Source organism: Nonomuraea sp. NPDC004580 (assembly GCF_040609855.1).
Classification (GTDB): Bacteria; Actinomycetota; Actinomycetes; order Streptosporangiales; family Streptosporangiaceae; genus Nonomuraea; species Nonomuraea salmonea.
Window position 1 is genome coordinate 71,552 of record NZ_JBEXLH010000005.1, and the last position, 20,331, is coordinate 91,882.

At 73.1% G+C, this 20,331-nt stretch carries 26 protein-coding genes; 12 read left to right on the forward strand and 14 right to left on the reverse strand.

The genetic code is table 11. The features are described from left to right. The first annotated feature begins 3 nt into the window (after nucleotides 1-3). From ABZW11_RS08760 to rbsK, 4 genes are read left to right on the forward strand one after another with little or no spacing between them, the layout of a single operon-like run. Nucleotides 4-1,002, forward strand: a complete 999-nt coding sequence (locus tag ABZW11_RS08760; protein ID WP_355414198.1) for an ADP-ribosylglycohydrolase family protein — start codon at nucleotides 4-6, stop codon at nucleotides 1,000-1,002. Continuing rightward, nucleotides 999-2,138, forward strand: coding sequence for an ADP-ribosylglycohydrolase family protein (locus tag ABZW11_RS08765; protein ID WP_355414200.1), 1,140 nt, complete (start codon nucleotides 999-1,001; stop codon nucleotides 2,136-2,138). Before ABZW11_RS08760 ends, ABZW11_RS08765 begins: the two co-directional genes overlap by 4 nt. Continuing rightward, nucleotides 2,135-3,466, forward strand: coding sequence for an ADP-ribosylglycohydrolase family protein (locus ABZW11_RS08770; protein WP_355414202.1), 1,332 nt, complete (start codon nucleotides 2,135-2,137; stop codon nucleotides 3,464-3,466). The genes ABZW11_RS08765 and ABZW11_RS08770 overlap by 4 nt, the downstream gene beginning before the upstream one ends. After that, nucleotides 3,463-4,347 (forward strand): ribokinase, encoded by an 885-nt coding sequence (rbsK, locus tag ABZW11_RS08775; protein WP_355414204.1) that lies wholly within the window; start codon nucleotides 3,463-3,465, stop codon nucleotides 4,345-4,347. Before ABZW11_RS08770 ends, rbsK begins: the two co-directional genes overlap by 4 nt. On the opposite strand, the gene ABZW11_RS08780 is transcribed toward rbsK, so the two are convergent. Then, entirely contained in the window at nucleotides 4,348-4,842 is a 495-nt protein-coding gene (locus ABZW11_RS08780; protein WP_355414206.1) for an NUDIX domain-containing protein, read from the reverse strand. It abuts the gene before it with no gap. Between the two features lie 42 nt (nucleotides 4,843-4,884). Between ABZW11_RS08780 and ABZW11_RS08785 the strand changes: the two genes are divergently transcribed. Continuing rightward, a complete protein-coding gene (locus ABZW11_RS08785) occupies nucleotides 4,885-5,094 on the forward strand; it encodes a hypothetical protein (protein ID WP_355414208.1) in 210 nt (69 codons plus the stop codon). 467 nt (nucleotides 5,095-5,561) lie between these two features. Here the strand turns inward: ABZW11_RS08785 and ABZW11_RS08790 are convergent, their stop codons facing one another. Further along, a complete protein-coding gene (locus tag ABZW11_RS08790; RefSeq protein ID WP_355414210.1) occupies nucleotides 5,562-6,266 on the reverse strand; it encodes an FCD domain-containing protein in 705 nt (234 codons plus the stop codon). Nucleotides 6,267-6,442: 176 nt separating this feature from the next. Here ABZW11_RS08790 and leuA point away from each other — a divergent pair, with 176 nt between their 5' ends. Next, entirely contained in the window at nucleotides 6,443-8,158 is a 1,716-nt protein-coding gene (gene leuA, locus ABZW11_RS08795; RefSeq protein WP_355414212.1) for a 2-isopropylmalate synthase, read from the forward strand. A gap of 21 nt (nucleotides 8,159-8,179) precedes the next feature. Here the strand turns inward: leuA and pyrF are convergent, their stop codons facing one another. Then, complete coding sequence (gene pyrF / locus ABZW11_RS08800; protein ID WP_355414214.1) at nucleotides 8,180-9,004, reverse strand: orotidine-5'-phosphate decarboxylase; 825 nt, start codon at nucleotides 9,002-9,004, stop codon at nucleotides 8,180-8,182. 138 nt (nucleotides 9,005-9,142) lie between these two features. Here pyrF and ABZW11_RS08805 point away from each other — a divergent pair, with 138 nt between their 5' ends. Beyond that, nucleotides 9,143-9,619, forward strand: coding sequence for a DUF2283 domain-containing protein (locus tag ABZW11_RS08805; RefSeq protein ID WP_355414216.1), 477 nt, complete (start codon nucleotides 9,143-9,145; stop codon nucleotides 9,617-9,619). Continuing rightward, nucleotides 9,619-10,317: an HAD hydrolase family protein gene (locus ABZW11_RS08810; protein ID WP_355414453.1), complete on the forward strand. Its 699-nt coding sequence runs from the start codon at nucleotides 9,619-9,621 to the stop codon at nucleotides 10,315-10,317. The genes ABZW11_RS08805 and ABZW11_RS08810 overlap by 1 nt, the downstream gene beginning before the upstream one ends. A gap of 89 nt (nucleotides 10,318-10,406) precedes the next feature. On the opposite strand, the gene ABZW11_RS08815 is transcribed toward ABZW11_RS08810, so the two are convergent. The 5 genes from ABZW11_RS08815 to ABZW11_RS08835 all read right to left on the reverse strand — a co-directional run bounded on the left by ABZW11_RS08815 (nucleotide 10,407) and on the right by ABZW11_RS08835 (nucleotide 12,403). Then, on the reverse strand, nucleotides 10,407-10,751 hold the full coding sequence (locus ABZW11_RS08815) for a hypothetical protein (protein WP_355414218.1): 345 nt from the start codon (nucleotides 10,749-10,751) through the stop codon (nucleotides 10,407-10,409). Nucleotides 10,752-10,900: 149 nt separating this feature from the next. After that, nucleotides 10,901-11,500, reverse strand: coding sequence for a TIGR00645 family protein (locus ABZW11_RS08820; RefSeq protein ID WP_355414220.1), 600 nt, complete (start codon nucleotides 11,498-11,500; stop codon nucleotides 10,901-10,903). 20 nt (nucleotides 11,501-11,520) lie between these two features. Further along, complete coding sequence (locus ABZW11_RS08825) at nucleotides 11,521-11,667, reverse strand: hypothetical protein (RefSeq protein ID WP_345386500.1); 147 nt, start codon at nucleotides 11,665-11,667, stop codon at nucleotides 11,521-11,523. Between the two features lie 96 nt (nucleotides 11,668-11,763). Then, the gene (locus ABZW11_RS08830; RefSeq protein WP_355414222.1) at nucleotides 11,764-11,970 is read right to left on the reverse strand and encodes a hypothetical protein; all 207 of its coding nucleotides are present in this window, start codon (nucleotides 11,968-11,970) and stop codon (nucleotides 11,764-11,766) included. 82 nt (nucleotides 11,971-12,052) lie between these two features. Beyond that, nucleotides 12,053-12,403, reverse strand: a complete 351-nt coding sequence (locus ABZW11_RS08835) for a helix-turn-helix domain-containing protein (protein ID WP_355414224.1) — start codon at nucleotides 12,401-12,403, stop codon at nucleotides 12,053-12,055. Between the two features lie 105 nt (nucleotides 12,404-12,508). Between ABZW11_RS08835 and ABZW11_RS08840 the strand changes: the two genes are divergently transcribed. After that, entirely contained in the window at nucleotides 12,509-13,234 is a 726-nt protein-coding gene (locus ABZW11_RS08840) for an NAD(P)-binding domain-containing protein (protein WP_355414226.1), read from the forward strand. A 106-nt stretch (nucleotides 13,235-13,340) separates the two neighbouring features. Continuing rightward, entirely contained in the window at nucleotides 13,341-13,712 is a 372-nt protein-coding gene (locus ABZW11_RS08845; protein WP_355414228.1) for a hypothetical protein, read from the forward strand. A 79-nt stretch (nucleotides 13,713-13,791) separates the two neighbouring features. Here the strand turns inward: ABZW11_RS08845 and ABZW11_RS08850 are convergent, their stop codons facing one another. After that, nucleotides 13,792-14,448: an endonuclease V gene (locus tag ABZW11_RS08850; RefSeq protein WP_355414230.1), complete on the reverse strand. Its 657-nt coding sequence runs from the start codon at nucleotides 14,446-14,448 to the stop codon at nucleotides 13,792-13,794. Between the two features lie 36 nt (nucleotides 14,449-14,484). Here ABZW11_RS08850 and ABZW11_RS08855 point away from each other — a divergent pair, with 36 nt between their 5' ends. Then, nucleotides 14,485-15,621, forward strand: a complete 1,137-nt coding sequence (locus ABZW11_RS08855; RefSeq protein WP_355414232.1) for an alpha/beta hydrolase — start codon at nucleotides 14,485-14,487, stop codon at nucleotides 15,619-15,621. Here the strand turns inward: ABZW11_RS08855 and ABZW11_RS08860 are convergent. The 4 genes from ABZW11_RS08860 to ABZW11_RS08875 all read right to left on the reverse strand — a co-directional run bounded on the left by ABZW11_RS08860 (nucleotide 15,602) and on the right by ABZW11_RS08875 (nucleotide 18,541). After that, the gene (locus tag ABZW11_RS08860; protein ID WP_355414455.1) at nucleotides 15,602-16,321 is read right to left on the reverse strand and encodes a type 1 glutamine amidotransferase; all 720 of its coding nucleotides are present in this window, start codon (nucleotides 16,319-16,321) and stop codon (nucleotides 15,602-15,604) included. The two genes, ABZW11_RS08855 and ABZW11_RS08860, sit on opposite strands and share 20 nt — an antisense overlap. 147 nt (nucleotides 16,322-16,468) lie before the next feature. Then, nucleotides 16,469-17,296 (reverse strand): bifunctional 5,10-methylenetetrahydrofolate dehydrogenase/5,10-methenyltetrahydrofolate cyclohydrolase, encoded by an 828-nt coding sequence (locus tag ABZW11_RS08865; protein ID WP_355414234.1) that lies wholly within the window; start codon nucleotides 17,294-17,296, stop codon nucleotides 16,469-16,471. Between the two features lie 119 nt (nucleotides 17,297-17,415). Continuing rightward, nucleotides 17,416-18,021, reverse strand: a complete 606-nt coding sequence (locus ABZW11_RS08870) for a cyclodeaminase/cyclohydrolase family protein (RefSeq protein WP_355414236.1) — start codon at nucleotides 18,019-18,021, stop codon at nucleotides 17,416-17,418. Nucleotides 18,022-18,049: 28 nt separating this feature from the next. Further along, the gene (locus ABZW11_RS08875) at nucleotides 18,050-18,541 is read right to left on the reverse strand and encodes a hypothetical protein (protein WP_355414238.1); all 492 of its coding nucleotides are present in this window, start codon (nucleotides 18,539-18,541) and stop codon (nucleotides 18,050-18,052) included. A gap of 188 nt (nucleotides 18,542-18,729) precedes the next feature. On the opposite strand from ABZW11_RS08875, the gene ABZW11_RS08880 reads away from it, so the two are divergent. Then, nucleotides 18,730-19,647, forward strand: a complete 918-nt coding sequence (locus ABZW11_RS08880) for a superoxide dismutase (RefSeq protein WP_355414240.1) — start codon at nucleotides 18,730-18,732, stop codon at nucleotides 19,645-19,647. A 37-nt stretch (nucleotides 19,648-19,684) separates the two neighbouring features. On the opposite strand, the gene ABZW11_RS08885 is transcribed toward ABZW11_RS08880, so the two are convergent. After that, nucleotides 19,685-20,308 carry an FMN reductase gene (locus tag ABZW11_RS08885; RefSeq protein WP_355414242.1) on the reverse strand — a complete coding sequence of 208 codons (624 nt, stop codon included), beginning with the start codon at nucleotides 20,306-20,308 and terminating at the stop codon, nucleotides 19,685-19,687. Nucleotides 20,309-20,331: the final 23 nt, after the last annotated feature.

Here is a 20,331-nt window from a genome sequence, read left to right on the forward strand (position 1 = left end):
CACATGTCGGGGGACAGAATCAGGGGAGCCTTCGCCGGGCTCGCCGCCGGTGACGCCGCGGGCTGGCCCGCGACCCGGCACCGCTCGGCCCGGCACGCGCCCTGGAGCCGCCGCCTGCACCGCGAGCTCGACGCGTTCGCCGAGGAGCATCGGGTGACCACGCTGCCGGTGCCGTTCGCGCTGAACCAGCCGGTCGCGCCGCTGCGGATCGGCCCGTCGGACGACGCGGAATGGCTCGCCTGGACGGCGCTCACCATCGGCAGGCCGCGCGCGGAGGCGTACGAGGAGCTGGTGCCCGTACGCCCTGGCACCGGGCCGGAGAGCATCAGGGCCCGCATCTCCGTCGCGACCGCCTTGGACAACCTGGCCAGGGGGATCGCGCCGCCCGCGTCGGGCCACGACAACCCGCACCACTTCGACGACGCCGCCGCCGTCAGGGCGGTCGCGTACGGGGTCGTCGGCCGCGACCCGACCCCCGACGCGCAGGTGACGAACGCGGGCGACGGCGTGCTGGCCGCCCGCGCGATGGCCGCCGCCGTAACGGAGGCCGTCGCGTCGGGCCGGGTGGGCGCGGCGGTCGAGGCGGCACTGGCCGAGCTGCCCGAGGACACCGCGATCGGGCACAACGCCCGGCTCGCGCTGGCCGTCGCGCGGAAGGCGGGCGAGGCGTTCTCCGCCGTCCCCGCGCTGGACGCGGCCCTGGTCGACCACGTCTACAGCTACGGCGTCGGCGCCGCGCAGACCGTGCCGGCCGCGCTCGCGCTGGCCGAGGCGGCGGGCGGCGACCTCACCCGCGCCGTGCCGGCGGCGGCCTGCCTGGCCGCGCTGGCCGACTCGGCGCCCGCGCTCACCGGAGCGCTCACCGGAGCCTGCGGCGGGTACGAGGCGGTCCCGGAGGGGTGGACCGCCTCGTCCCGCACGCTCACCGGCTGCTGCCTGCCCGGCCTGGCGGGCCGAGACTTGATCGAGATAGCGGACACACTTTCGGAGGGAATCGCATGACGCCGCTTGAGGACAGGGCGACTGGCTGCGTGGCGGGGGCGGCGGTCGGTGACGCGCTGGGCGGCGCCACCGAGGGCTGGACCGCCGAACAGATCGTGGACCGTTACGGGGGCCGCGTCGAGGGCATCGTGCCGCCGTACAACGCCGACTGGCGCAACGCCAGGCCCATCGCCCCCTACCACAAGGGTGACGGCCACATCACCGACGACACCCTGATGACGCACGCGCTGATCCGCGTCTACGAGAAGGCCGGACGCCACCTGGACGCGTACGCGGTGGCCGAGCACCTCGTGCCCGAACTGATGGGCGAGAAGCGCTGGATCCCCGAGCTTGAGGCCGAGGCGCTGCCGCTGCAGCGCATCTTCCTGGCCGAGAAGTGGATCGTGGCCCGCCTGCACTACGGCCACGCCGACCCGCGCGAGGCCGGCGTCGGCAACATCGTCAACTGCGGCGCCGCCATGTACGTCGCCCCCGTCGGCATCGTCAACGCCGCCGACCCCGACGCCGCCTACGCCGAGGCGCTCGACCTGGCCGGCGCCCACCAGTCCAGCTACGGCCGCGAGGCCGCGGGCGTGATGGCCGCCGCCGTCGCCGAGGCCATGCGGCCGGGCGCCACCGTGGACTCCGTGGTCGGCGCCTGCCTGCGCCTGGCCAAGGACGGCACCAGGGCCGCCATCGAGGCCGTCTGCGAGACCGCTTCGGGGCTCGGCCATTGGGAGGGCTCGTTCGAGGCGCTGCGCGCGGCCGTCCGCCCGTACGACACGGTCGCCGACACCTACCGCGACCAGGGGCTGGGCGCGCGCAGGCCGAGCCGGGTGCACAGCATCGAGGAACTGCCGCTCGCCCTCGCCTTCCTGGTGATCGCCAAGGGCGACTATCGTGACACCGTGCTCGGCGGCGTCAACTACGGCCGCGACGCCGACTCGATCGCCTCCATGGGCGGCGCCATCGCGGGCGCGCTCGGCGGGCTGTCCAGTGTGCCGGCCGAGTGGGTCGAGCAGGTCGGCACGGCGAGCCGTACGGACCTGGTGGCCCCGGGACGGGCCATCGCCGAGGTCGCGCGCCGCCTGCACGCCGCCGACGTCGCCCGCCGCCGCGCCCACGAGACCGCCTTCGCCGAGCTAGAGCGCGCATGATCCGGCTCACCTGGGTCCAGCCCGAGGACCTGATCGGGCACGAGCTGCGCCAGGCCGCCGAGGACGGCCGCGACGCCCGCGAGATCGCCGCCCGCTGGCACGCCGCGGGCGGCCACGACGCACCGCCGCGCGCCGGCGCGTCCGAGCCTGCCGCGGCCCGGCTGCGCGGCCTCGCGGAGGAGCTGCTGGACGAGCTGGCCGCGCTCCCGGTGCCGCCCGGCGAGCCGTCCGACCTGGACGGCATCATCGCCGCCTGCCCCGACTGGCCCGCGCCCCGGCAGGGGAGCGCGGACGTGGCCCCCGGGCGGGTGCTGGGCGCCTGGCTCGGCCGGGCCGCCGGTTGCGTGCTCGGCAAGCCCGTCGAGAAGATCCCGCGTGAGGGCATCAGAGAGATCGCCGAGTCGACCGGCAACTGGCCGATCACCGGCTGGTTCACCGCCGAGGGGCTGCCGGACGACGTCGCCCGCCGCTGGCCGTGGAACCGCCGCAGCGCCGTCAACTCGCTGGCCGAGAACATCGACGGCGTCCCCGAGGACGACGACCTCAACTACCCGCTGCTCGCCCTGTCCGTGCTCGAACGCCACGGGCGCGGCTTCACCACCGACGACGTCGCCAAGCTCTGGCTGGACGAGCTGCCCGCCGGGCGCACGTTCACCGCCGAGCGGGTCGCGTACCGCAACCTCCTCGACGGTGTCGAGCCGCCCGCCACCGCCACCCGGCGCAACCCGTTCAGGGAGTGGATCGGCGCGCTCATCAGGGCCGACGTGTACGGCTGGGTCAACCCGGGCGACCCGGCCACCGCCGCCGAGTACGCCTGGCGCGACGCCCGCCTCACCCACACCGCCAACGGCGTCTACGGCGCCATGTTCACGGCCGCGATGTGCGCCGCCTCGCTGGTCGCCACGTCGGCCGACGAGGTCGTCCAGGCCGGGCTGTCCGTGGTGCCCGCCGGGTCGCGGCTGCACGAGGCCGTCACCCTCGCCGTTGCCGACGCCCGGAGCGAGCCCGACTTCGAGCGGGTCATCGACCGCCTGCACGAACGCCACGGGCACCTCCACTGGGTGCACACCGTCAACAACGCCGCCCTCGTCGCCGCCACCCTCGTGCACGGCCACGGCGACTTCACCGCCACCATCGCGGGCGCGGTCGCCGGCGGCTGGGACACCGACTCCGCGGGAGCCACCGCGGGATCCGTGGCAGGCGCGCTGGGCGGCGGCGTGCCCGAGCGCTGGCGCATGCGCGACAGCCTGGCCAGCAGCCTGACCGGGTTCGACGGGGTGGGTCTTGCCGAGCTGGCCGCGCGTACACAGGAGATGATGACGTCATGATCTCGGTTTTCGGCAGCGCCAACATGGACCTCGTCGCGTACGTCTCCCAGGCCCCCCGGCGTGGTGAGACCGTCACCGGCCACCGCTTCCGCACCGTGCCCGGCGGCAAGGGCGCCAACCAGGCGATCGCCGCGGCGCGGGCGGGCGGTGAGGTGGCGTTCCTGGGGGCCGTGGGCGACGACGGGTTCGGCGCCGAGATGCGGGCCACGCTCGCCGACGCAGGAGTCGACGTACGCGGGCTGCGCCAGGTGCCGGGGCCCAGCGGCATCGCGCACATCGTGGTGGACGACTCGGGCGGCAATTCGATCATCGTCGTCCCCGGCGCCAACGGCACGGTCACCGGGCCGTCCGGCTCCGACCTGGCCGCCATCGCGAGCTCCCAGGCGCTGCTGCTCCAGCTGGAGCTGCCCATGGAGGCCGTCGTCGGGGCCGCGCAGGCCGCCCGGGTGTCCGCCGTCCACGTCTACCTCACCCCGGCGCCCGCCCAGCCACTGCCGGCCGAGCTGCTCGAGGCCGTCACCACGATCGTCCCGAACGAGCACGAGGCGGCCGCCATCACCGGCGTCTCCGACCCGGACGACGCCCTCGACGCGCTGCTCGACCTCGTGCCCGAGGTCGTCATCACGCTCGGCTCGGAAGGCGCGCTCTACGGGGCGCGCTCGGGGGAGCGGCACCGGGTCTCCGCCGTCAAGGTGAACGCCGTGGACACGACCGCGGCCGGTGACACGTTCGTCGGGGCGCTCGCCGTCGCCCGGTCCGAGGGGATGGCGGTGCCGCGGGCGCTGGAGTTCGCCTCGGCGGCGGCGGCGCTGTCGGTGCAGCAGGAGGGCGCGAGCACCTCGATGCCGCCCCGCCACGCCATCGAAGCCGCCCTCGCCTGATCACCAGCCGAGCTTGACCGGTTTCGCCGGTCTGTCGCCGGCGAGCAGGGCGGGCAGGATGCCGGCCAGGCCGGGCGGGAAGACCGGCTCCGGGGAGGCGGCCAGGTCGTCGGCGCGCCACCACCGGTGTCCCCTCGCCAGCTCCTCCACCTCGTAGTCCTCCAGAGCGCCCGGCTCGAGCGTCGCGGCCTGGACTCGGGCGAAGAAGTAGGTGTGGACGCTGTAGTAGTGGCGTCCCAGATGCGACCAGGGTCCCTCGTTGGTCGCCACCGGCCCGCCCAGGGTCCGCGGGTCCAGCACGTGGCCGGTCTCCTCCCACGCCTCCCGTACGGCGGCGTCGGCCGCGCTCTCACCCGGCTCGATGCCGCCACCGGGCAGGTGCCAGGAGAGCACGTGCGGCCAGGGATCCGGCGGGATCAACCGGAGCATCAGGACCCGGTCGCCGGGTTCGGCCAGGATGACGCGGGCGGTGGGACGCTGCGTGCGTAAGGGCATGACCGGAAGGTAGCAAACCGGGCATCAGGGCAGGTGGGGGACATGAGGAAGATATCCGATGAGCTCCCGGCGGCGGTCGGGGGAGTGGACGGCGAGAGCGACATCGTCGCCGAACGCTCGGGCTGCAACACCCCGCGCACCCGCCGCCCCGTCTCCGCAGACCCACCCGACGAGCTGGACGAACCAGAACCGGAAGGACTGGTCGACGAGGAAGAGGACGTCACCCGCCCCGACATCGGCCCCACCGGCTGACCGGCCCTTCAGAGGGCCACCGTCTCCTCTGTCCAGGGGACGGGCGGTCCTCCGGCCTCCTCTGCAAAAAAATGCAAATAACGCCTGCCGCCTCAGACAGGGACCACCTGCGCTGCTTTCCCACACAGTTTGCTCATGTCGTCCGCGTCAGACGTCAGAATGACGGCAGGGCGCACCGAGCGTAGTGCGGTGGCCGCGACCACAGCGTCGATGGCGTACTTACCCATCGATCTCCGTGACGCCCTTGGCCGTCTACCGCGAGGTTTTTTGATAGAGCGGGGCGCGGCGGGCTGCCGCAGGCGGCACGCCTTCCTCGGCGGAGGTCAGCCCACCGGGCAGGCGACGCCCGTCCCACTGATCTTGCAGTATCCGTTTTTGTTGCGGTGGAGGTACTGCTGGTGGCTGCGGTCGGCGGATAAGTTCGCTGGTCGCCCTTCACCTCCTGAGGGCGGCGGTGGTGACTGCGGTCAGCTGCGGGGTGCGGGGTGCGTGTGGAGGTGGGTCAGGGTTTGGTGCAGCTCGGTGTGCAGGATCTCGGCGGCGGCGTCGGCGTCGCCGTTCCTGATCGCGGCCACCAGCGCCGCGTGTGTGTCGTGGCCGATGTTGGGATCGTGTTCGCGTAGCGACAGGAGCTCCACCAGGGAGATCAGCCCCTCCCTGAGCACGGGCGCGAATTCCTCGAACAGGTCGGTGAGCACGGGGTTGCGGGCCGCCGCCACGACCGCCGCGTGCAGGGCGATGTCGGCGGCGACGAAGGCGGCGTCGTCGCCATCCGCCGCACGGGCGCGGGCGGCCAGCGCCGCCTCCAGGGCCGCCACGTCCTCCTCGGTACGCCGCTCCGCCGCCAGCCGCGCCGCCTGGGTCTCGACGATGACGCGGACCTCGTACACGTCGGTGATGGCGGCCCGCCGCAGCCGGGCGGGCCAGTCCTCGGCCGGCTCGGTGGCGATCACGTAGACACCGGACCCCTGCCGCGCCTGGACAAGCCCGGCACCGGCGAGCGCCCGCAACGCCTCGCGCACGGTCGAACGCCCCACGCCGAGCGTCTTGGCCAGCGCGTTCTCCCCGGGCAGCCGGGTGCCGACCGGCCACTCTCCCTGGGTGATCTGCTCGCGGAGATGCTCGGTGGCCTGCTCGACGAGCGGGCTGGGGCGAAGGGAGCCGAGCGGCATGGGCGTCAACCTCTCAGGTTGTCTGAGGACCTGTGCTGTGGTTAGTCTAGCCCGCATGTCGTCGTACGGTCTGCTGCTTCTCGGCCGCCGCGGCGGGGCCTGACCGGACCGGCACCCCGCCGCGGTGGTCAGGGTGCCCGCCGGTCCCCCGAAGAGCGACCGAAGGACGAAGAGAGATGTACGACTGGAACCGGCAGCGTCCGAGCGCGATGCCGTACCACCGCTACCGCCCCGCCCACGACCGCGTCGAGGTGCCGACGGCGGACCGCGCCTGGCCCGCGCGGCGCATCACCGAGGCGCCCCTGTGGGTCCCGGTGGACCTGCGCGACGGCAACCAGGCCCTGGCCGAGCCGATGGACCCGGCACGCAAGCGCCGCATGTTCGACCTGCTCACCACGATGGGCTACAAGGAGATCGAGGTCGGCTACCCCTCGGCCAGCCAGACCGACTTCGACTTCGTCCGCCACCTGGCCACCCCGGGCGTGGTGCCGGACGACGTGAGCGTGGTGGTGTTCACGGCGGCGAGGCGCGATCTGATCGAGCGTACGTTCGCCGCCATCGAGGGCATGTCCCGCGTGGTCGTGCACCTCTACACGGCCACCGCGCCGACCTGGCGCGAGGTCGTGCTCGGCCACGACAGGGCCGAGCTGCACGCCCTGATCAGGGACGCCGCCGAGCACGTCGCCCGCCTGGCGGGCGACCGCGACATCCGCTTCCAGTTCTCGCCGGAGGTGTTCAACCTCACCGAGCCGGACTACGTCCTGGAGGTCTGCAACGGCCTGACGGCCCTGTGGGACGCCGCGCCCGACCGCCCGGTGATCCACAATCTGCCGGCGACGGTCGAGGTGGCGACCCCGAACGTGTACGCCGACCAGATCGAGTACATGCACCGCCACTTCGACCGCAGGGACGCGGTGATCCTGTCGGTGCACCCGCACAACGACCGCGGCACCGGCGTGGCCTGCGCCGAGCTGGCCGTGCTGGCGGGGGCGCAGCGGGTGGAGGGCTGCCTGTTCGGCAACGGCGAGCGCACCGGCAACGTGGACCTGGTGACGCTGGCCCTCAACCTGCACTCCCAGGGCGTCGACCCGATGGTGGACCTGTCGGACATCGACGAGGTGCGCCGGGTGGCCGAGCACTGCAACAGGCTGCCGGTGCCCGACCGCCACCCCTACGCCGGCGACCTGGTCTACACCGCCTTCTCCGGCACCCATCAGGACGCCATCAACAAGGGCCTGGCCCACCACGCCGAGCGGGCCGCCGACCTGGGTGTGCCGCCCGAGCGGGCGCCGTGGGAGGTGCCGTACCTGCCGATCGACCCCGCCGACGTGGGCCGCGACTACCAGGCGGTCATCCGCGTCAACAGCCAGTCGGGCAAGGGCGGCATCGCGTACCTGCTGCACACCCGCTACGGCCTGGAGCTGCCGCGCCGCCTGCAGATCGACTTCTCATCGGTCGTGCAGCGGGCCACCGACGGCAGCGGCGAGGAGATCACCGCCGAGCAGCTGTGGGAGCTGTTCCACGCCACCTACGTCGCGCCGGGCGAGAGCGCCGCGCCCGTGGAGTGGAGGACGGTGGAGACGGCTCCCGGGGCGCACGTGTTCGAGGGGACGCTGCCCGGCGGTCGCCGCCTGCACGGCACCGGCAACGGCCCGCTGGCCGCGCTCACGGCGGCGCTCGTCGCCGGCGGCACGGAGGTGGACATCCTGCACTACGCCGAGCACGCGCTCGACCCCGGCAGGGGCGGCAGGGCCATCGCGTACGTCGAGGTGCGCGCGGGCGGCGTCACCCGCTGGGGCGCGGCCCAGGACACCTCGGTGCTGACGGCGTCGGTGCACGCCGTCATGGCCGCCGTCGCGCGGGCCCGCGAGGCGGCAGCCGTTCACGTTTGAGCGGCCCTGAGGGACCGCCGTTCAGACCTGAGCGGCGGTCTGAGGTGACAGGTGGGCGGCGCATTCGTCGCGGTAGCGCAGCACGCGGGCGCGCAGCCGCTTCGGGTCGGCGAGCACGGCACGGGAGACGGACGGCACGACGGCGTGGCGTACCGGCCCGAACAGCCGCGCCACGTCGGCCGGCGTCGCCCCCTGGACGCCCATCCCCGGCGCCAGGATGGGGCCGTTGAGGTCGTCGAGCGGCAGGTCGAGCCGCCGCAGCGTCGCCCCGATCACCAGGCCGACCGGCCCGAACGGCGTGTGCCCCGCGTTCGCCGCCACGGCGCCCGCCAGCACCTGCCCGGCCACCGGCCGCTGGAAGTCCGCCGACTCGGGGTTGGAGGTGCGCGTCACCACGAACACGGCCGCGTCGTTGGCCGCCGCCGACGTGATCGCGCCCTCCAGCGACCCGAACCCCTGATACGGGCTCAGCGTCACCGCGTCGGCCGCGAGCGGGCTGCCCCGGTCGAGGTAGGCCTCCGCGTAGGCGGTCATGGTGCTGCCGACGTCGCCGCGCTTGGCGTCGAGCAGCACCAGCGTGCCCGCCTCGCGCAGGTCGGCGATGGTGCGCTCCAGCACGGCGATGCCGCGGCTGCCCCAGCGCTCGAAGAAGGCCGACTGCGGCTTGACGACGGCGGCGACGTCGGCGACGGACTCGACGACCGTGCGGCTGAAGCGCTCGATCCCGGCCGGCGCGTCGTCGAGCTCCCAGGCGTGCAGCAGCGCGGGGCTGGGATCGATGCCGACACAGAGCGGCCCGTACGCGTCGAGCCTGGCGCGAAGGCGGGTCCCGAACGACTCGTTCATGGAGGCTTCCTCACGGCCGCGACGGCGGCGGCCCCTGGGCGGCGTGGCACGAATGGTTCTCCGGCGACGATAAGGCACGGGGCCCGGCGTTGCCTAACCGAGTCTTCCGCGCGCGGCCCTATGGGTAGATCAGCAGACATGTACGAGATCGCCCAACGGGTGCTGGCGTTGCGTACCGATCCGCCGCGTGACGTCGTCGTCACCATCGGCCTGCCGTACGAGGAGCCCACCGGCGAATGGTCGTGCCCGTACCGGATCGACGGGCTGGAGGGGTGGGAGCACGAGCGGAAGGTGACGGGGCTCGACTCGCTGGAGGCGGTCGAGCGGGCGATGGTCATGGTGCGGGCGGCGCTGGCGGGCTCGCACGAGGCCAAGGAAGGGCTGCTGTCGTGGGAGGGCATGCCGGGCGGTCAGCGGGCCCAGACGGTGTACGTCACCGTGGACGACGAACGGAACATCGCCTATATCGCGATGAAGAACGAAATAGTGCCAGGTGAGGTGGTTCGTCAGGTCGCCGCCGAAGGGGTGGTCATCGACTACGGCGACTCCGGCCGCCTCCTCGGCCTGGAACTCTCCGACGCCACCGGCCTCCTTCCTTCGGAGATGCGCATCTGATTCCGGCGAGGGCTGCGGGTTCGACCGCCCGGCGGCCGTGGGCCCCGCGCGGCGTCAGGGAGATCGCCGCGCGGACCGGCGTGGACGGCACCGCCATCTGCAGCAACGGCGCCATCGTGTACGACGTCGCCACCGACGAGATCACCCACAGCAACCCGCTCACCCCGTCGGCGGCCCGCGAGGTCGCCGAGACCCTGGCCCAGGTGCTGCCCGGCGTCGGCCTGGCCGTCGAGACGGGCAGGAACGTGCTGGCCGAGTCCGCCTACACCCGGCGGGTCGAGGCGGACATGGCCTTCTACCGGGAGGTCGCCTCGGTGTTCGACGCCGGCCAGCCCATCGTCAAGCTGCTCGCCATGTCGGCCGCGCACACGGCGGACGACATGTACGCCGCCGTGGCCGACGCCATCGGTGACCTGGCGGAGGTCACGTACTCGGGAGTGGAGGGGCTGCTGGAGATCAGCGCGGCCGGGGTGACGAAGGCGGCAACGCTGGACCGGATCTGCCAGGAGCGGGGGATCGACGCCGGGGAGGTGGTGGCGTTCGGCGACATGCCCAACGACCTGGCCGTCCTCATGTACGCGGGCGCGGGCTACGCGATGGCCAACGCGCACCCGCTCGTGCTGGCGGCGGCCCGGCACCGCACGCTGTCGAACGACGAGGACGGCGTCGCCGCCGCCCTGGAGGCGCTCTTCCCCTGAGCCTCCCTGGCGGGATTTCGTGACGGTGACGGGGTGAGGCGTGCCCGCCCGTGCGTAGGGCGGGCACGTACGTCCGCACGCCTTCCTCTTCAGGCGTCGTCGTCCGATACCCGCGAAGCGCCCGGGCAGGACCCGGGTGCCTTGCTGAGCAGCGGCACCAGCCCGCCGCAGGTCGTCACGGGCAGCGACACCGGCTCGACGATCTCGTCATTGAAGATGATGACGTTGCCGATCAGGGACCCGCCGGTCTTGGGCGGCCCCTCGGCCGCCTCAGGGGGCTCCGGCGGTTCGGCGGGCTGCGCGGCTTCGGCGGGCTGCGCAGGCTCGGCGGGCTGCGGTTCTGCGGGCTGTGCGGGTTCGGTAGCGTTCGCGGCCGGTTGCGCCGGGGGCGGCTGCACGGCGTGGGCGGGGCCGCAGAGCAGCGCCATCGCCACGACCGCGATCCCGGCCGCACCCCCAAGCCGAGCGACCCGCAGCCCACCCGGGGTGAACGCCGTCGCCCCTGCCGCGTTCGCCCCTGCTGTGTTCGCCCCTGCGGCCGCCCCTGCGGCCGCGCCGGGGAGCCGCGCCCCGTCCGGCCGCTCTAGGCGGCCATCCGCTCCTGCGGCAGCTGGCCGGAGTCTTCGCTGCTGCCGGTGCCGTGGCTGGGACGCCCGCCCGCCATGATGCGGTCGATCATGGCGAGCGCCAGGGCCGAGACCACGAAGGTCAGGTGGATCAGCGTCTTCCATATGAGCTCCCTGTCGGTGATTTCGGGACGTGCCGCGTTGATGAATATCTGGAGGAGGTGGATGGAGGAGATGCCGATGATCGCCATCGCCAGCTTGACCTTCAGCACGTTGGCGTTCACGTGCGAGAGCCATTGCGGCTGGTCGGGGTGTCCCTCGATGCGCAATCGGGAGACGAACGTCTCGTAGCCGCCGATGATGACCATGATGAGCAGGTTCGAGATCATCACGACGTCCACGAGCCCGAGGACGATCAGCATCACGGTGGTCTCCGCCGGCGTGCCGCCGAAGCCCAGGTGGACCAGATGGACCAGCTCCGCCATGAAGCGCCACACGTAGACGACCTGGGCCACGATCAGCCCGAGGTAGAGCGGCACCTGGATCCATCGGCTGAGGAACATGACGTAACCGACACGCCGGAGCGGGGACACCGGCCCGGCCGGCGTGTCGGTCACGGGCACCTGCGCGAGACGCACTACGACGTCAGGATGTTGATGTGCTGGACGAAGGTGTGCATCTCAATGAGTGGGGGATCCAACGAGCCGAGAGTGTCGAGGACGATAGGGGGCGTGCCGAACGCCATCGCCAGGGCGGCGACGGCGAGCAGGACTCGTGCCTTCAACGGAACTCCTTGCTGCTGCGCTTCGATGGCTGGGACCGGACGGCATGGAGGCGCCGTCCGTACCGTGTCGAGGGGTGGTCCCTTACCTGTGCCGCGTCAGGGCGCGAGGCAGCCCGTCAGGGGCAGTTCGGCCGGCAGCCCGGGAGCGGTGGGGTCGATCAGCGTGGTGAGGTCGGTGGCGGTGGAGACGCAGCCGAGCACGAGGGCGGGATCGACGACGGCGTACGACGCGGGTGCGGCCAGCAGCGTGAGCCCACCGGCGACGACGGCGGCGACGGCCGCCCTGCGCAAAGCGACGTGCATGGAACCTCCTGGGAGTTGGTGAGGAACAACCTCCAACTAGTTACCCAGAGTAGTTATCCAGTAACACTGAGTCCAAGTGAACTCAGGGAGAACGGGTGCCCTCCACCCGGTCCTGCGCCTCCAGCACCTCGTCGGCGTGCTCGAAGGCCCATTCGCCGAACGCCGCGATCGGGGGCAGCAGGGAGCGGCCGAGCGCGGTGAGCTCGTACTCGACCCTGGGCGGGGCCTCGGCGTACGCGTGACGGGTCACCAGGCCGTTGTACTCAAGGCGGCGCAGCGTCTCGGTGAGCACCTTGGTGCTGATGCCGCCGATCGTGTCCCGCAGTTCTCCCGGCCGGCGCGGGCCGTGCCGCAGCGCCCACAGCACGACCGCGTTCCACGTGTTGCCCAGCAGGTCGAAGGCCAGCCTGGCCTGGCAGTCGGCGAGGAACAACAGCGGCCTCCGTTAGGCACCGAATGGTGTGCGACGAGCTTTCTAGTGTCCTCCTATCACGGTAAAGCCCCATATCGGGGGACTTATGACTGGAAGGACGGACATATGCGGATCGGGATCCTGGGCGCGGGCGGCATGGCGGACGCCCTGGGCACGCAGTGGGCACGTGCCGGACACGAGGTGATGGTCAGCGGCCGGGACGAGTCGAGCGGCGTCACACGTGCGAAGACCATGACCGCCGCCCTCACCGCCGCGCCGGGCGAGGTGCGGCCGACCTCCCCTGGCGGGTCGGGGGAGGTGCGGGCGGGATCGTCCGGAGGGCCGGGGGAGGTGCGGGGTGGGTCGTTCGCGGAGGCGGCCGCGTTCGGTGAGGCCGTCGTGGTGGCGGTCAGGGAGGCGGGGCTGCTCGACACGCTCGGAGCCACCGGTACGGCCCTGCGCGGCAAGCCGCTCATCGACGTCGTCAACACCGCCGACATCTTCGCCTACGACCCCACCCGCCCCATCGCCCGCCTGATCGCCGACGTCACAGGCGGCCACGTGGTGAAGGCGTTCACCCTGTGCAACGTGGACGTGTGGCGGATGACGCCGCCGGTGTTCGACGGCCGTCCGCTGGCGGTGCCCCTGTGCGGCGACGACCAGGAGGCGCTGGACGCCGCCCGTACGCTGGTCACCGCCCTCGGCTGCACCCCCGTGGACGGCGGCGGCCTCGACCGGGCGATGCTGCTGGAGGCGACGGCCGCGTTCGTGATCGGCCTGTGGTTCGGCGGCGCGGACGCCCAGGCGATCCTGCCGCCGCTGGCCTCGTCAGGTGAGCACCGACGCACCTGATACATCAGCGGGTGTAGACAGGACCGCGACGTACGGCGGATGCCCGCCCGATTGCCCGCCGACATGCTGAAGACCTTCGTCCGAAGCGGTCAGAGGGAGAAGTCGAGTGGTCACCGAGGTCGCCGGCAAGACCGGACACGCCACCACGTTCAAGGTCGTCACCGTGCTCAACACGCTGGCCGTGCTGCTCCAGGCGGTGACGGCCGGGCAGCTCATGAGCGGGGGAGCGGCGGGCCTGCACGGCATGGGGGCGAGCGCGGTGCACCTGCTGGGGCTGGTGCAGCTCGTCGCCGCCGTGCTGCTGTGGCGGCCGGGGCGGGGCGCCGGGTGGCCGGCGGTGGTGAGCGCGGGGGTGCTGCTGCTCGGGTTCGTCCAGTCGATGCTGGGCGGGTCGGGGGCGGTGGCGGCGCACGTACCGCTCGGGATGGCGCTCTTCGGGCTCAGCGTCTGGCTGCTCGTCCGGGCCTGGCGCCGCTGACCCGCGGGGGCCGGGGCTCGGCCGCCCGGCCCCCGCCCGGCCCTCGCACGGGCTTGGCGGGGGCCGGGCCCGGCGACCGTTACGGGTGTCTGGCGAGGTGGTCGGCGTGGCGGATCGGCTCCGGCAGGCGGTAGCGGGCCGCCAGGCGCAGGACCTGCTCGGTGACGACGTCCAGCGAGATGCGGTGGCCCTGGGAGACGTACACCGGCTTGACGCCCCGCTGTGTGCGCAGGGCGCGACCCACCGTCGCGCCCTCGTGGACGATGGGCGTCGAGGAGCCGCGCTCGTCTCCGGGCGGCTCGTGTGTGCCGACGAACGGCGTCTTGCCCACTCCGAGTGACGGCAGCCCGGTCAGCACGCCCAGGTGACACGCCAGGCCGAACCCGCGCGGGTGCGCGAGCCCGTACCCGTCGCAGACGAGCAGGTCGGGCGTGGCCTTGAGCCGTTCGAGCGCCGTCACGAGCGCGGGCAGCTCGCGGAAGGCGAACAGCCCCGGCACGTACGGGAACGCCGCCTCCCCGTGCGCCACCACCTGCTCCACCGGCTCCAGCGTGCCCGCGTCCAGCACGACCACGGCCGCCGTCAGCGCGTCGTCGCCGCGATAGTGCACGTCGAGCCCCGCGATCAGCTCGAACGTGGACGGCCCGTCCAGCTCGACCCTGGACCTGAGCCGATCCTGGATGGCCTCCGCCTCGGGAACGCTCGACGGCCAGGGATGAAGCTGCTCCACATGCACCCGCCTAAGCTATCCCGTTCTGTAAGGTCGGGGATCATGAGCGAGGTCCTGGTCGTGGTCGGTCCCGGGGTGGTGGCGGACACCCGGCTGCTCGGGGAGATCGCCGACCGCGAGTTCGCGTCCCAGGGAGTGACGGGGGCCGTCGCGTTCGCAGAAGACCCCACCCACCTGCAGGTCCTGCTCGGGACGTGTGAGGCGGCCGTGGTCCTCGATCGACCCACCGGCCAGGTGACGACCCCACCGGTGACCGTCTGGGTGGACCTCGAACGAACGGACTCAGGAGAGGGTGTGCGGCGCATACAAGGGCGCGGCGTCCAGGGGCTGGCGTGGGGCATCCGACACGCTGTGCACCGCATGCGCTACCCCGGCATCAGGCGCGTCACCTACGGTACCGAGCCCGACCAGTGGGCCGATCTGTACGTGCCGGAAACGCGCCGCCATGAGAACGGGCGTGACGGGGCGCAGAAGCCGTGGACCACCGCCGAGACCGGTCTCCCGGTGGTGGCGCTGATCCACGGCGGCTACTGGCGCTCGATCTGGGCCGCCGACCTCATGGAGCCCCTCTGCGCCGACCTCCTCGGACGCGGCTTCGCCGTGTGGAACATCGAGTACCGCCGCCCGGATCTGCACGGCTGGGACGCCACGACAAGCGACATCGCCACCGCCCTGTCCACCCTCCACGACACGGGCGCCACCGGCGCGGCGGGGCTGGACCTGAGCAGGGTGGCCGTCGCCGGCCATTCGGCAGGAGGGCAACTCGCCTTGCGGGCAGCGGCGGACGGGGCCCGCGTGACACTGGCCGTGTCACTGGCGGGCGTACTCGACCTCGAAGCAGGCGACCGCCGCTGGCTCAGCGCCGGCGCGGTCGCCGCCGCACTGGGCCACCCGTCGCTCGGCCGGCCGCCGGGACCGCCGGGGCCTTCGCGGTCCGACCGGTACGCGGAGTCGTCGCCTCTCCGGCGCGTGCCGCTGGGCGTGCCGCAGCTCATCGTCCAGGGGGCCGAGGACGACCTGGACCTGGTCGACTTCTCCCGCCGCTACGCCGTGGCGGCCAGGGCGGCGGGGGACGACGTGACGTACCTGGAGTTGCCCGGCGGGCACTTCGACGTGATCGCTCCCACGGCCCCGATCTGGCAGGCCGCCGTGAGCGCCATCACGGACGCGCTCCGCTGACCGAGCGGCGCCGCTCGCTCGGCCCGGGTGCGGTGGCCAGGGCGGCGAAACGGCCGGCCACCTGCCGCCAGACCGGCGTGGACACCGGCTCGTCGGCCACGGCCCGCGCGTAGACCTCGTCGGGGTCGAACCCGTCGGCCTCCCACTGACGTATGCGCGCCGGCACCACCTCCGGATGGAACTGCACCCCCCACGCCCGCTCACCCACCCGGAACGCCTGGTACGGGCAACGCTCGGTCTCGGCGAGGTGGACGGCGCCGCCGGGGAGCCGGGTGACGGCGTCCTTGTGGTGCTCGATGGCGGGCACGACGGGCGGCAGGCCGTGGAACAGCGGGTCCGCGGCGGCCTCGGCCCTGATGGTGACGGGGAGGCTGCCGTTCTCGGGCAGGCCGGTGTCGCCGGTCACCTCGCCGCCCGCCACCTCGGCCAGCATCTGCCCGCCCAGGCAGATGCCGAACACCGGCACCTCGTCGGCCAGTGCCTGCCCCATGAGCCGGCGGGCGTCCCGCAACCAGGGCGCACGGTGGTCCTCACTCGGGAGATAACCGCCGCCGAGCATGATCAGGGCATCATGCCGCAGCCGCTCGGGCAACGCGGCCCCCTCGTGGGCGAGCACGACGTCAGGCCGCAACCCGGACTCGGTCAGCCAGTCGCCCAGACGGCCGGGACCGCCGCTCCTGCTGTTCTGAATGATGAGCACGTCAGGCAACGCCGGCCTCCACGAGATAGGCAAGATGAACGATCAAGGCTGGTGGTCGATCTGAGCGATGGAGCAGCTCAACGAAGGCGCGGTCCTCCGCCGGGTGGGCACGGCAAGGAGCGGGGTTGAGCGCGGGCCGGGGTGAGGTCACGGGAGATTGGCTGCCCTGGCGGTGTGGCGGAGGAGGAGGGCGGTGGTGACCGGGCCGACGCCGCCGGGCACCGGGGTGAGGGCGGCGGCCACGTCCGCGACGACGGTGGCGTCGACGTCGCCCGTGAGGCCGCCGTCGTCGGTGGGGTTGGTGCCGACGTCGATCACCACGGCGCCGGGGGCCACGTGGTCGCGGCCGATCAGGCCGGCGCGTCCGGCGGCGGCGACCAGCACCTCGGCCCGCGCGGTGACCGAGGCGAGGTCACGGGTGCGCGAGTGGGCGACGGTGACCGTGGCGTGCCGGTCGAGCAGCAGGTGGGCGAGCGGCTTGCCGACCACGGTCGAGCGGCCGACCACCACGGCCCGCCGCCCCTCCAGCGGCACCTCGTAGTGGTCGAGCAGCGCCATCACGGCGGCCGCCGTGGCGGGCGGGAACGCGGGCAGCCCGGCGGCCAGCCGGCCGAGCGAGAGCGGGTTGGCGCCGTCGACGTCTTTACGCGGGTCGATGGCGGCGGCCAGCCGCTGCGCCGACGCGCCCGGGGGCAGCGGGGTCTGGAGCATGACGCCGTGGACGTCGGGCGCGGCGGAGAGCCTGGCCAGCGTCTCGGCGATCTGGTCGGCGGCGGCCTCGGGACCGAGGTCGACGACGTCACAGGCGATGCCGACGCCGGCCGCCGCCTTGGCGATCGAGCGGACGTACCACAGGCTCGCCTCGTCGGCGGTGGCCACCACCACGGCCAGTCGCGGCTGCACCCCCGCGGCGGCCTCCGCCTGCGTCTGCGCCCTGATCGCGGCCGCCAGGTCCTTGCCGGTCAGCGTCTTCAACGGTCGTCCTGCCCCCTGCTGTCGGACGGAAGCCCCCACCGGACCCGCCACCTGTCCTCACCCGCCGCCGCGATCACCGCTCAGCTCGCTCTCTGCTCCCAGGCCGCCGCCATCCGATCTCACGGCTTGATCTGTTCGCGTACTTCGGCGGTCACCCAGTCTGCCCTGGCGACGGCGGCGTCGACACCTGACATGCGGATGTTCAGCTCCTCGCGTACCCGCTCGTCCTTGATGCCGCCGATGTTGATCTCGACGTTGACGCGGCCCGTGCTGAGGGCGGCGCGGGCCGCGTCCGCCGCGGCGGCCACGTCGCTGAGGACGTTGCGGTTGCAGATCGGCAGCAGCAGCTCGCACAGCTCGACCACGCGCGCGGCGGCCTCGATGACGCGGGCGGGCGGCTCGGCCGCCCCGGCCAGGGCCCTGGCGATGGTGGCGGTGCGCTCCTCGCCCTTGGGCAGCCGGTACGCGTCGGTGACGGCGGTGAAGGCGGCCGCGTCCTCCTCGGCCAGCCGCAGAGCCCGCGCCCGCAGCGTGTCGGTCTCGGCGATCACGGCGTCGACGGTCTCGGCGTGGGCGGCGTATTTCTCGCCCGTGGTGTAGCGGGCCACCATGCCGAGCAGCGCTGCGCCCTGGGCCGCGTGCAGGGCCGCCGTGGCGCCGCCACCGGGCGCGGGCGCCCGGCCGGCCAGCCGGCTCAGGAAGTCGTCGATCGTCGTGTCGCGCATGGCGGCATTCTGTCAGGCCCGGGCAGGCTCATTCGCGGTACATCGGGCGCGTGGCGTCCTCGGGTCGCCCGGTGGGGGGCGGCAGGTAGGGGGAGGGCCCCGGCTGCCACTGCCCCTCGTACGGGTCCACGGCCCGCGCCCGCCCCCGCCACCGCGACGGGAACGCCGACACGACCAGCAGCGCCACGCCGAGCAGGAACTGCAGCCCCGAGTACGTCATCGTCATGAACCCGCTCTGCAGAGCGGACGGCAGCAACGCGTCGGGCAGCAGCCGCGTCCCCGTGCTGATCTCGGCGAACGGCAGCACACCCAGTCCCGTGTACGCCAGCCCGCCGAGCAGCGAGGCGACGGGCGACAGCCGCGAGCCGGCCAGGAAGGCGAGGAGGATCCCCGAGACGGCCAGCACCCCGAGCGCGACCCAGGAGACGCGCAGCTCCCGCTGGGCGATGACGGACAGCTCGCCCACGCCGTACCAGAGGCCGGCGGCGAGCAGGGCGGGCAGGAACAGCCCGGCGAGCACTCCCAGAGCGTGACGGGCACTATTTGTCATGATCTACCCCGCTTGCTTGGCTCTGTCCCAACCTACTCGCTGGGCCCGCCCGCCGCGGGACCCACGAATCATCACCTATGGGGCGGACAATCTGAAAAGTATCTGAGAAGCCGCGAACGGGTCTTTGCCGCAGAAGATCCCGCGGGCATCGTGGGCGCATGAGATCCGCGATCCAGAAGACCGCACTCAGCGCACTCGCCGCGGTCCTGCTCGGCGCCACGCTCCACGGCTCCGCGCAGGCGGCGACGAGAACCGACACGTTCCCCCTGCCCGACGGCTTCCAGCCGGAGGGCATCGCGATCGCCGGCGGCCACGCCTACTTCGGCTCGCGCGCCACCGGCGACATCTACCGCGCCGACCTGCGTACCGGCAGGGGGAGGGTGATCAGCAAGGGTCCCGGCACGCCGTCGCTCGGCCTGGAGACCGACGGCCGCGGGCGGCTGTTCGTGGCGGGCGGCAACGCGGGCGACGCCCGGGTGATCGACCTGCGCACCGGAAGGGTGCTCAAGTCGTACCGGCTCGCCGCCGGCACGTCGTTCGTCAACGACGTGATCATCGTCGGCCGGGCCGCCTACTTCACCGACTCCAGCAACCCCGTCCTGTACAAGCTGGACCTCGGCCGCCGCGGCAGGCTGCCCGCCAAGGCCGTCAAGATCCGGCTCAGGGGAGACATCACGTACGGCGAGGGCATCAACGCCAACGGCATCGTCGCCAGCCCCGACGGCCGCTCGCTGCTCGTCGTCCAGTCGAACACCGGCAAGCTCTTCGAGGTCAACCCGCGGACCGGGTTCACCGAGGAGGTCAGGCTGCGCGGCACGAACCTGACCAACGGCGACGGCCTGCTGCTGGAGGGCCGCACCCTGTACGCCGTCCAGAACAGGGACAACCGGATCGCGGTGATCAGTCTGTCCCGTGACGGCGAATCGGGCAGGCTCGTCAAGCGCATCACCCCCCGCGAGTTCGACGTGCCCACGACGGTCGCCGCCCGCGGCCACCGCCTCTACCTCCCCAACGCCCGCTTCAGCACGACCCCGACCCCCGACACGAAGTACGACGTCGTCTCGGTCAAGCGCTGATCATCCGCCCCGGGGCACCGCTCCGGGGCGTTCGCCGCTACCCGGGGTCGCCCGGGCGCAGCGCCGCGAGCTGCTGCTCGAACGGCACGACCGCCTCGGGCTCGGCCCGCCGGGGCACGCGGTGCAGCAGCAGCGCGGCCAGCTCCTCGGCGGCGCGCTCGATGCGCTCGCCCAGCCCGTCGGTGAAGGCGTCCCTTCCGCCGCCCCAGTCCTCGGAGGCCGCGTACACGGCGGTCGGCGCGACCACGGCCCGCAGGTACGCGAACAGCGGCCGCAGCGCGTGCTCCAGCGCCAGCGAGTGCCGCGCGGTGCCACCGGTGGCCGCGATGAGCACCGGCTTGCCGGTCAGCGCGGTGTTGTCGATCACGTCGAAGAACGACTTGAACAGCCCGCTGTAGGACCCGCTGAAGATCGGCGTGACCGCGATGAGCGCGTCCGCCGCCGTCACGGTCTCGATGGCCGCGCGCAGCCGGCCGTTGGGGAAGCCGGTGACGAAGGCGTTGGCGATGTCCACGGCGAGGTCGCGCAGCTCCACGGTCTCGACCTCGGCGGCTTCCGCCCGCCCCGCGACCGCCTGGGCGACAGCCTCGCCCAGGCGGTCGCCGAGCAGGCGGGTGGAGGAGGGCTGGGTCAGTCCCGCCGTGACGACGACGAGCTTCATGAGGGGAGGTCTCCTTTCGCAGC

Bases quoted from the DNA above. Each gene is read 5' to 3' on its own strand.
- ABZW11_RS08885 (WP_355414242.1), bottom strand. From the start codon at position 20,308: ATGAAGCTCGTCGTCGTCACGGCGGGACTGACCCAGCCCTCCTCCACC.
- ABZW11_RS08765 (WP_355414200.1), top strand. From the start codon at position 999: ATGACGCCGCTTGAGGACAGGGCGACTGGCTGCGTGGCGGGGGCGGCG.
- ABZW11_RS08870 (WP_355414236.1), bottom strand. From the start codon at position 18,021: ATGCGCGACACGACGATCGACGACTTCCTGAGCCGGCTGGCCGGCCGG.
- ABZW11_RS08770 (WP_355414202.1), top strand. From the start codon at position 2,135: ATGATCCGGCTCACCTGGGTCCAGCCCGAGGACCTGATCGGGCACGAG.
- ABZW11_RS08785 (WP_355414208.1), top strand. From the start codon at position 4,885: ATGAGGAAGATATCCGATGAGCTCCCGGCGGCGGTCGGGGGAGTGGAC.
- pyrF (WP_355414214.1), bottom strand. From the start codon at position 9,004: ATGAACGAGTCGTTCGGGACCCGCCTTCGCGCCAGGCTCGACGCGTAC.
- rbsK (WP_355414204.1), top strand. From the start codon at position 3,463: ATGATCTCGGTTTTCGGCAGCGCCAACATGGACCTCGTCGCGTACGTC.
- ABZW11_RS08880 (WP_355414240.1), top strand. From the start codon at position 18,730: ATGAGATCCGCGATCCAGAAGACCGCACTCAGCGCACTCGCCGCGGTC.
- ABZW11_RS08840 (WP_355414226.1), top strand. From the start codon at position 12,509: ATGCGGATCGGGATCCTGGGCGCGGGCGGCATGGCGGACGCCCTGGGC.
- ABZW11_RS08760 (WP_355414198.1), top strand. From the start codon at position 4: ATGTCGGGGGACAGAATCAGGGGAGCCTTCGCCGGGCTCGCCGCCGGT.
- ABZW11_RS08855 (WP_355414232.1), top strand. From the start codon at position 14,485: ATGAGCGAGGTCCTGGTCGTGGTCGGTCCCGGGGTGGTGGCGGACACC.
- ABZW11_RS08830 (WP_355414222.1), bottom strand. From the start codon at position 11,970: ATGCACGTCGCTTTGCGCAGGGCGGCCGTCGCCGCCGTCGTCGCCGGT.
- leuA (WP_355414212.1), top strand. From the start codon at position 6,443: ATGTACGACTGGAACCGGCAGCGTCCGAGCGCGATGCCGTACCACCGC.
- ABZW11_RS08780 (WP_355414206.1), bottom strand. From the start codon at position 4,842: ATGCCCTTACGCACGCAGCGTCCCACCGCCCGCGTCATCCTGGCCGAA.
- ABZW11_RS08790 (WP_355414210.1), bottom strand. From the start codon at position 6,266: ATGCCGCTCGGCTCCCTTCGCCCCAGCCCGCTCGTCGAGCAGGCCACC.
- ABZW11_RS08805 (WP_355414216.1), top strand. From the start codon at position 9,143: ATGTACGAGATCGCCCAACGGGTGCTGGCGTTGCGTACCGATCCGCCG.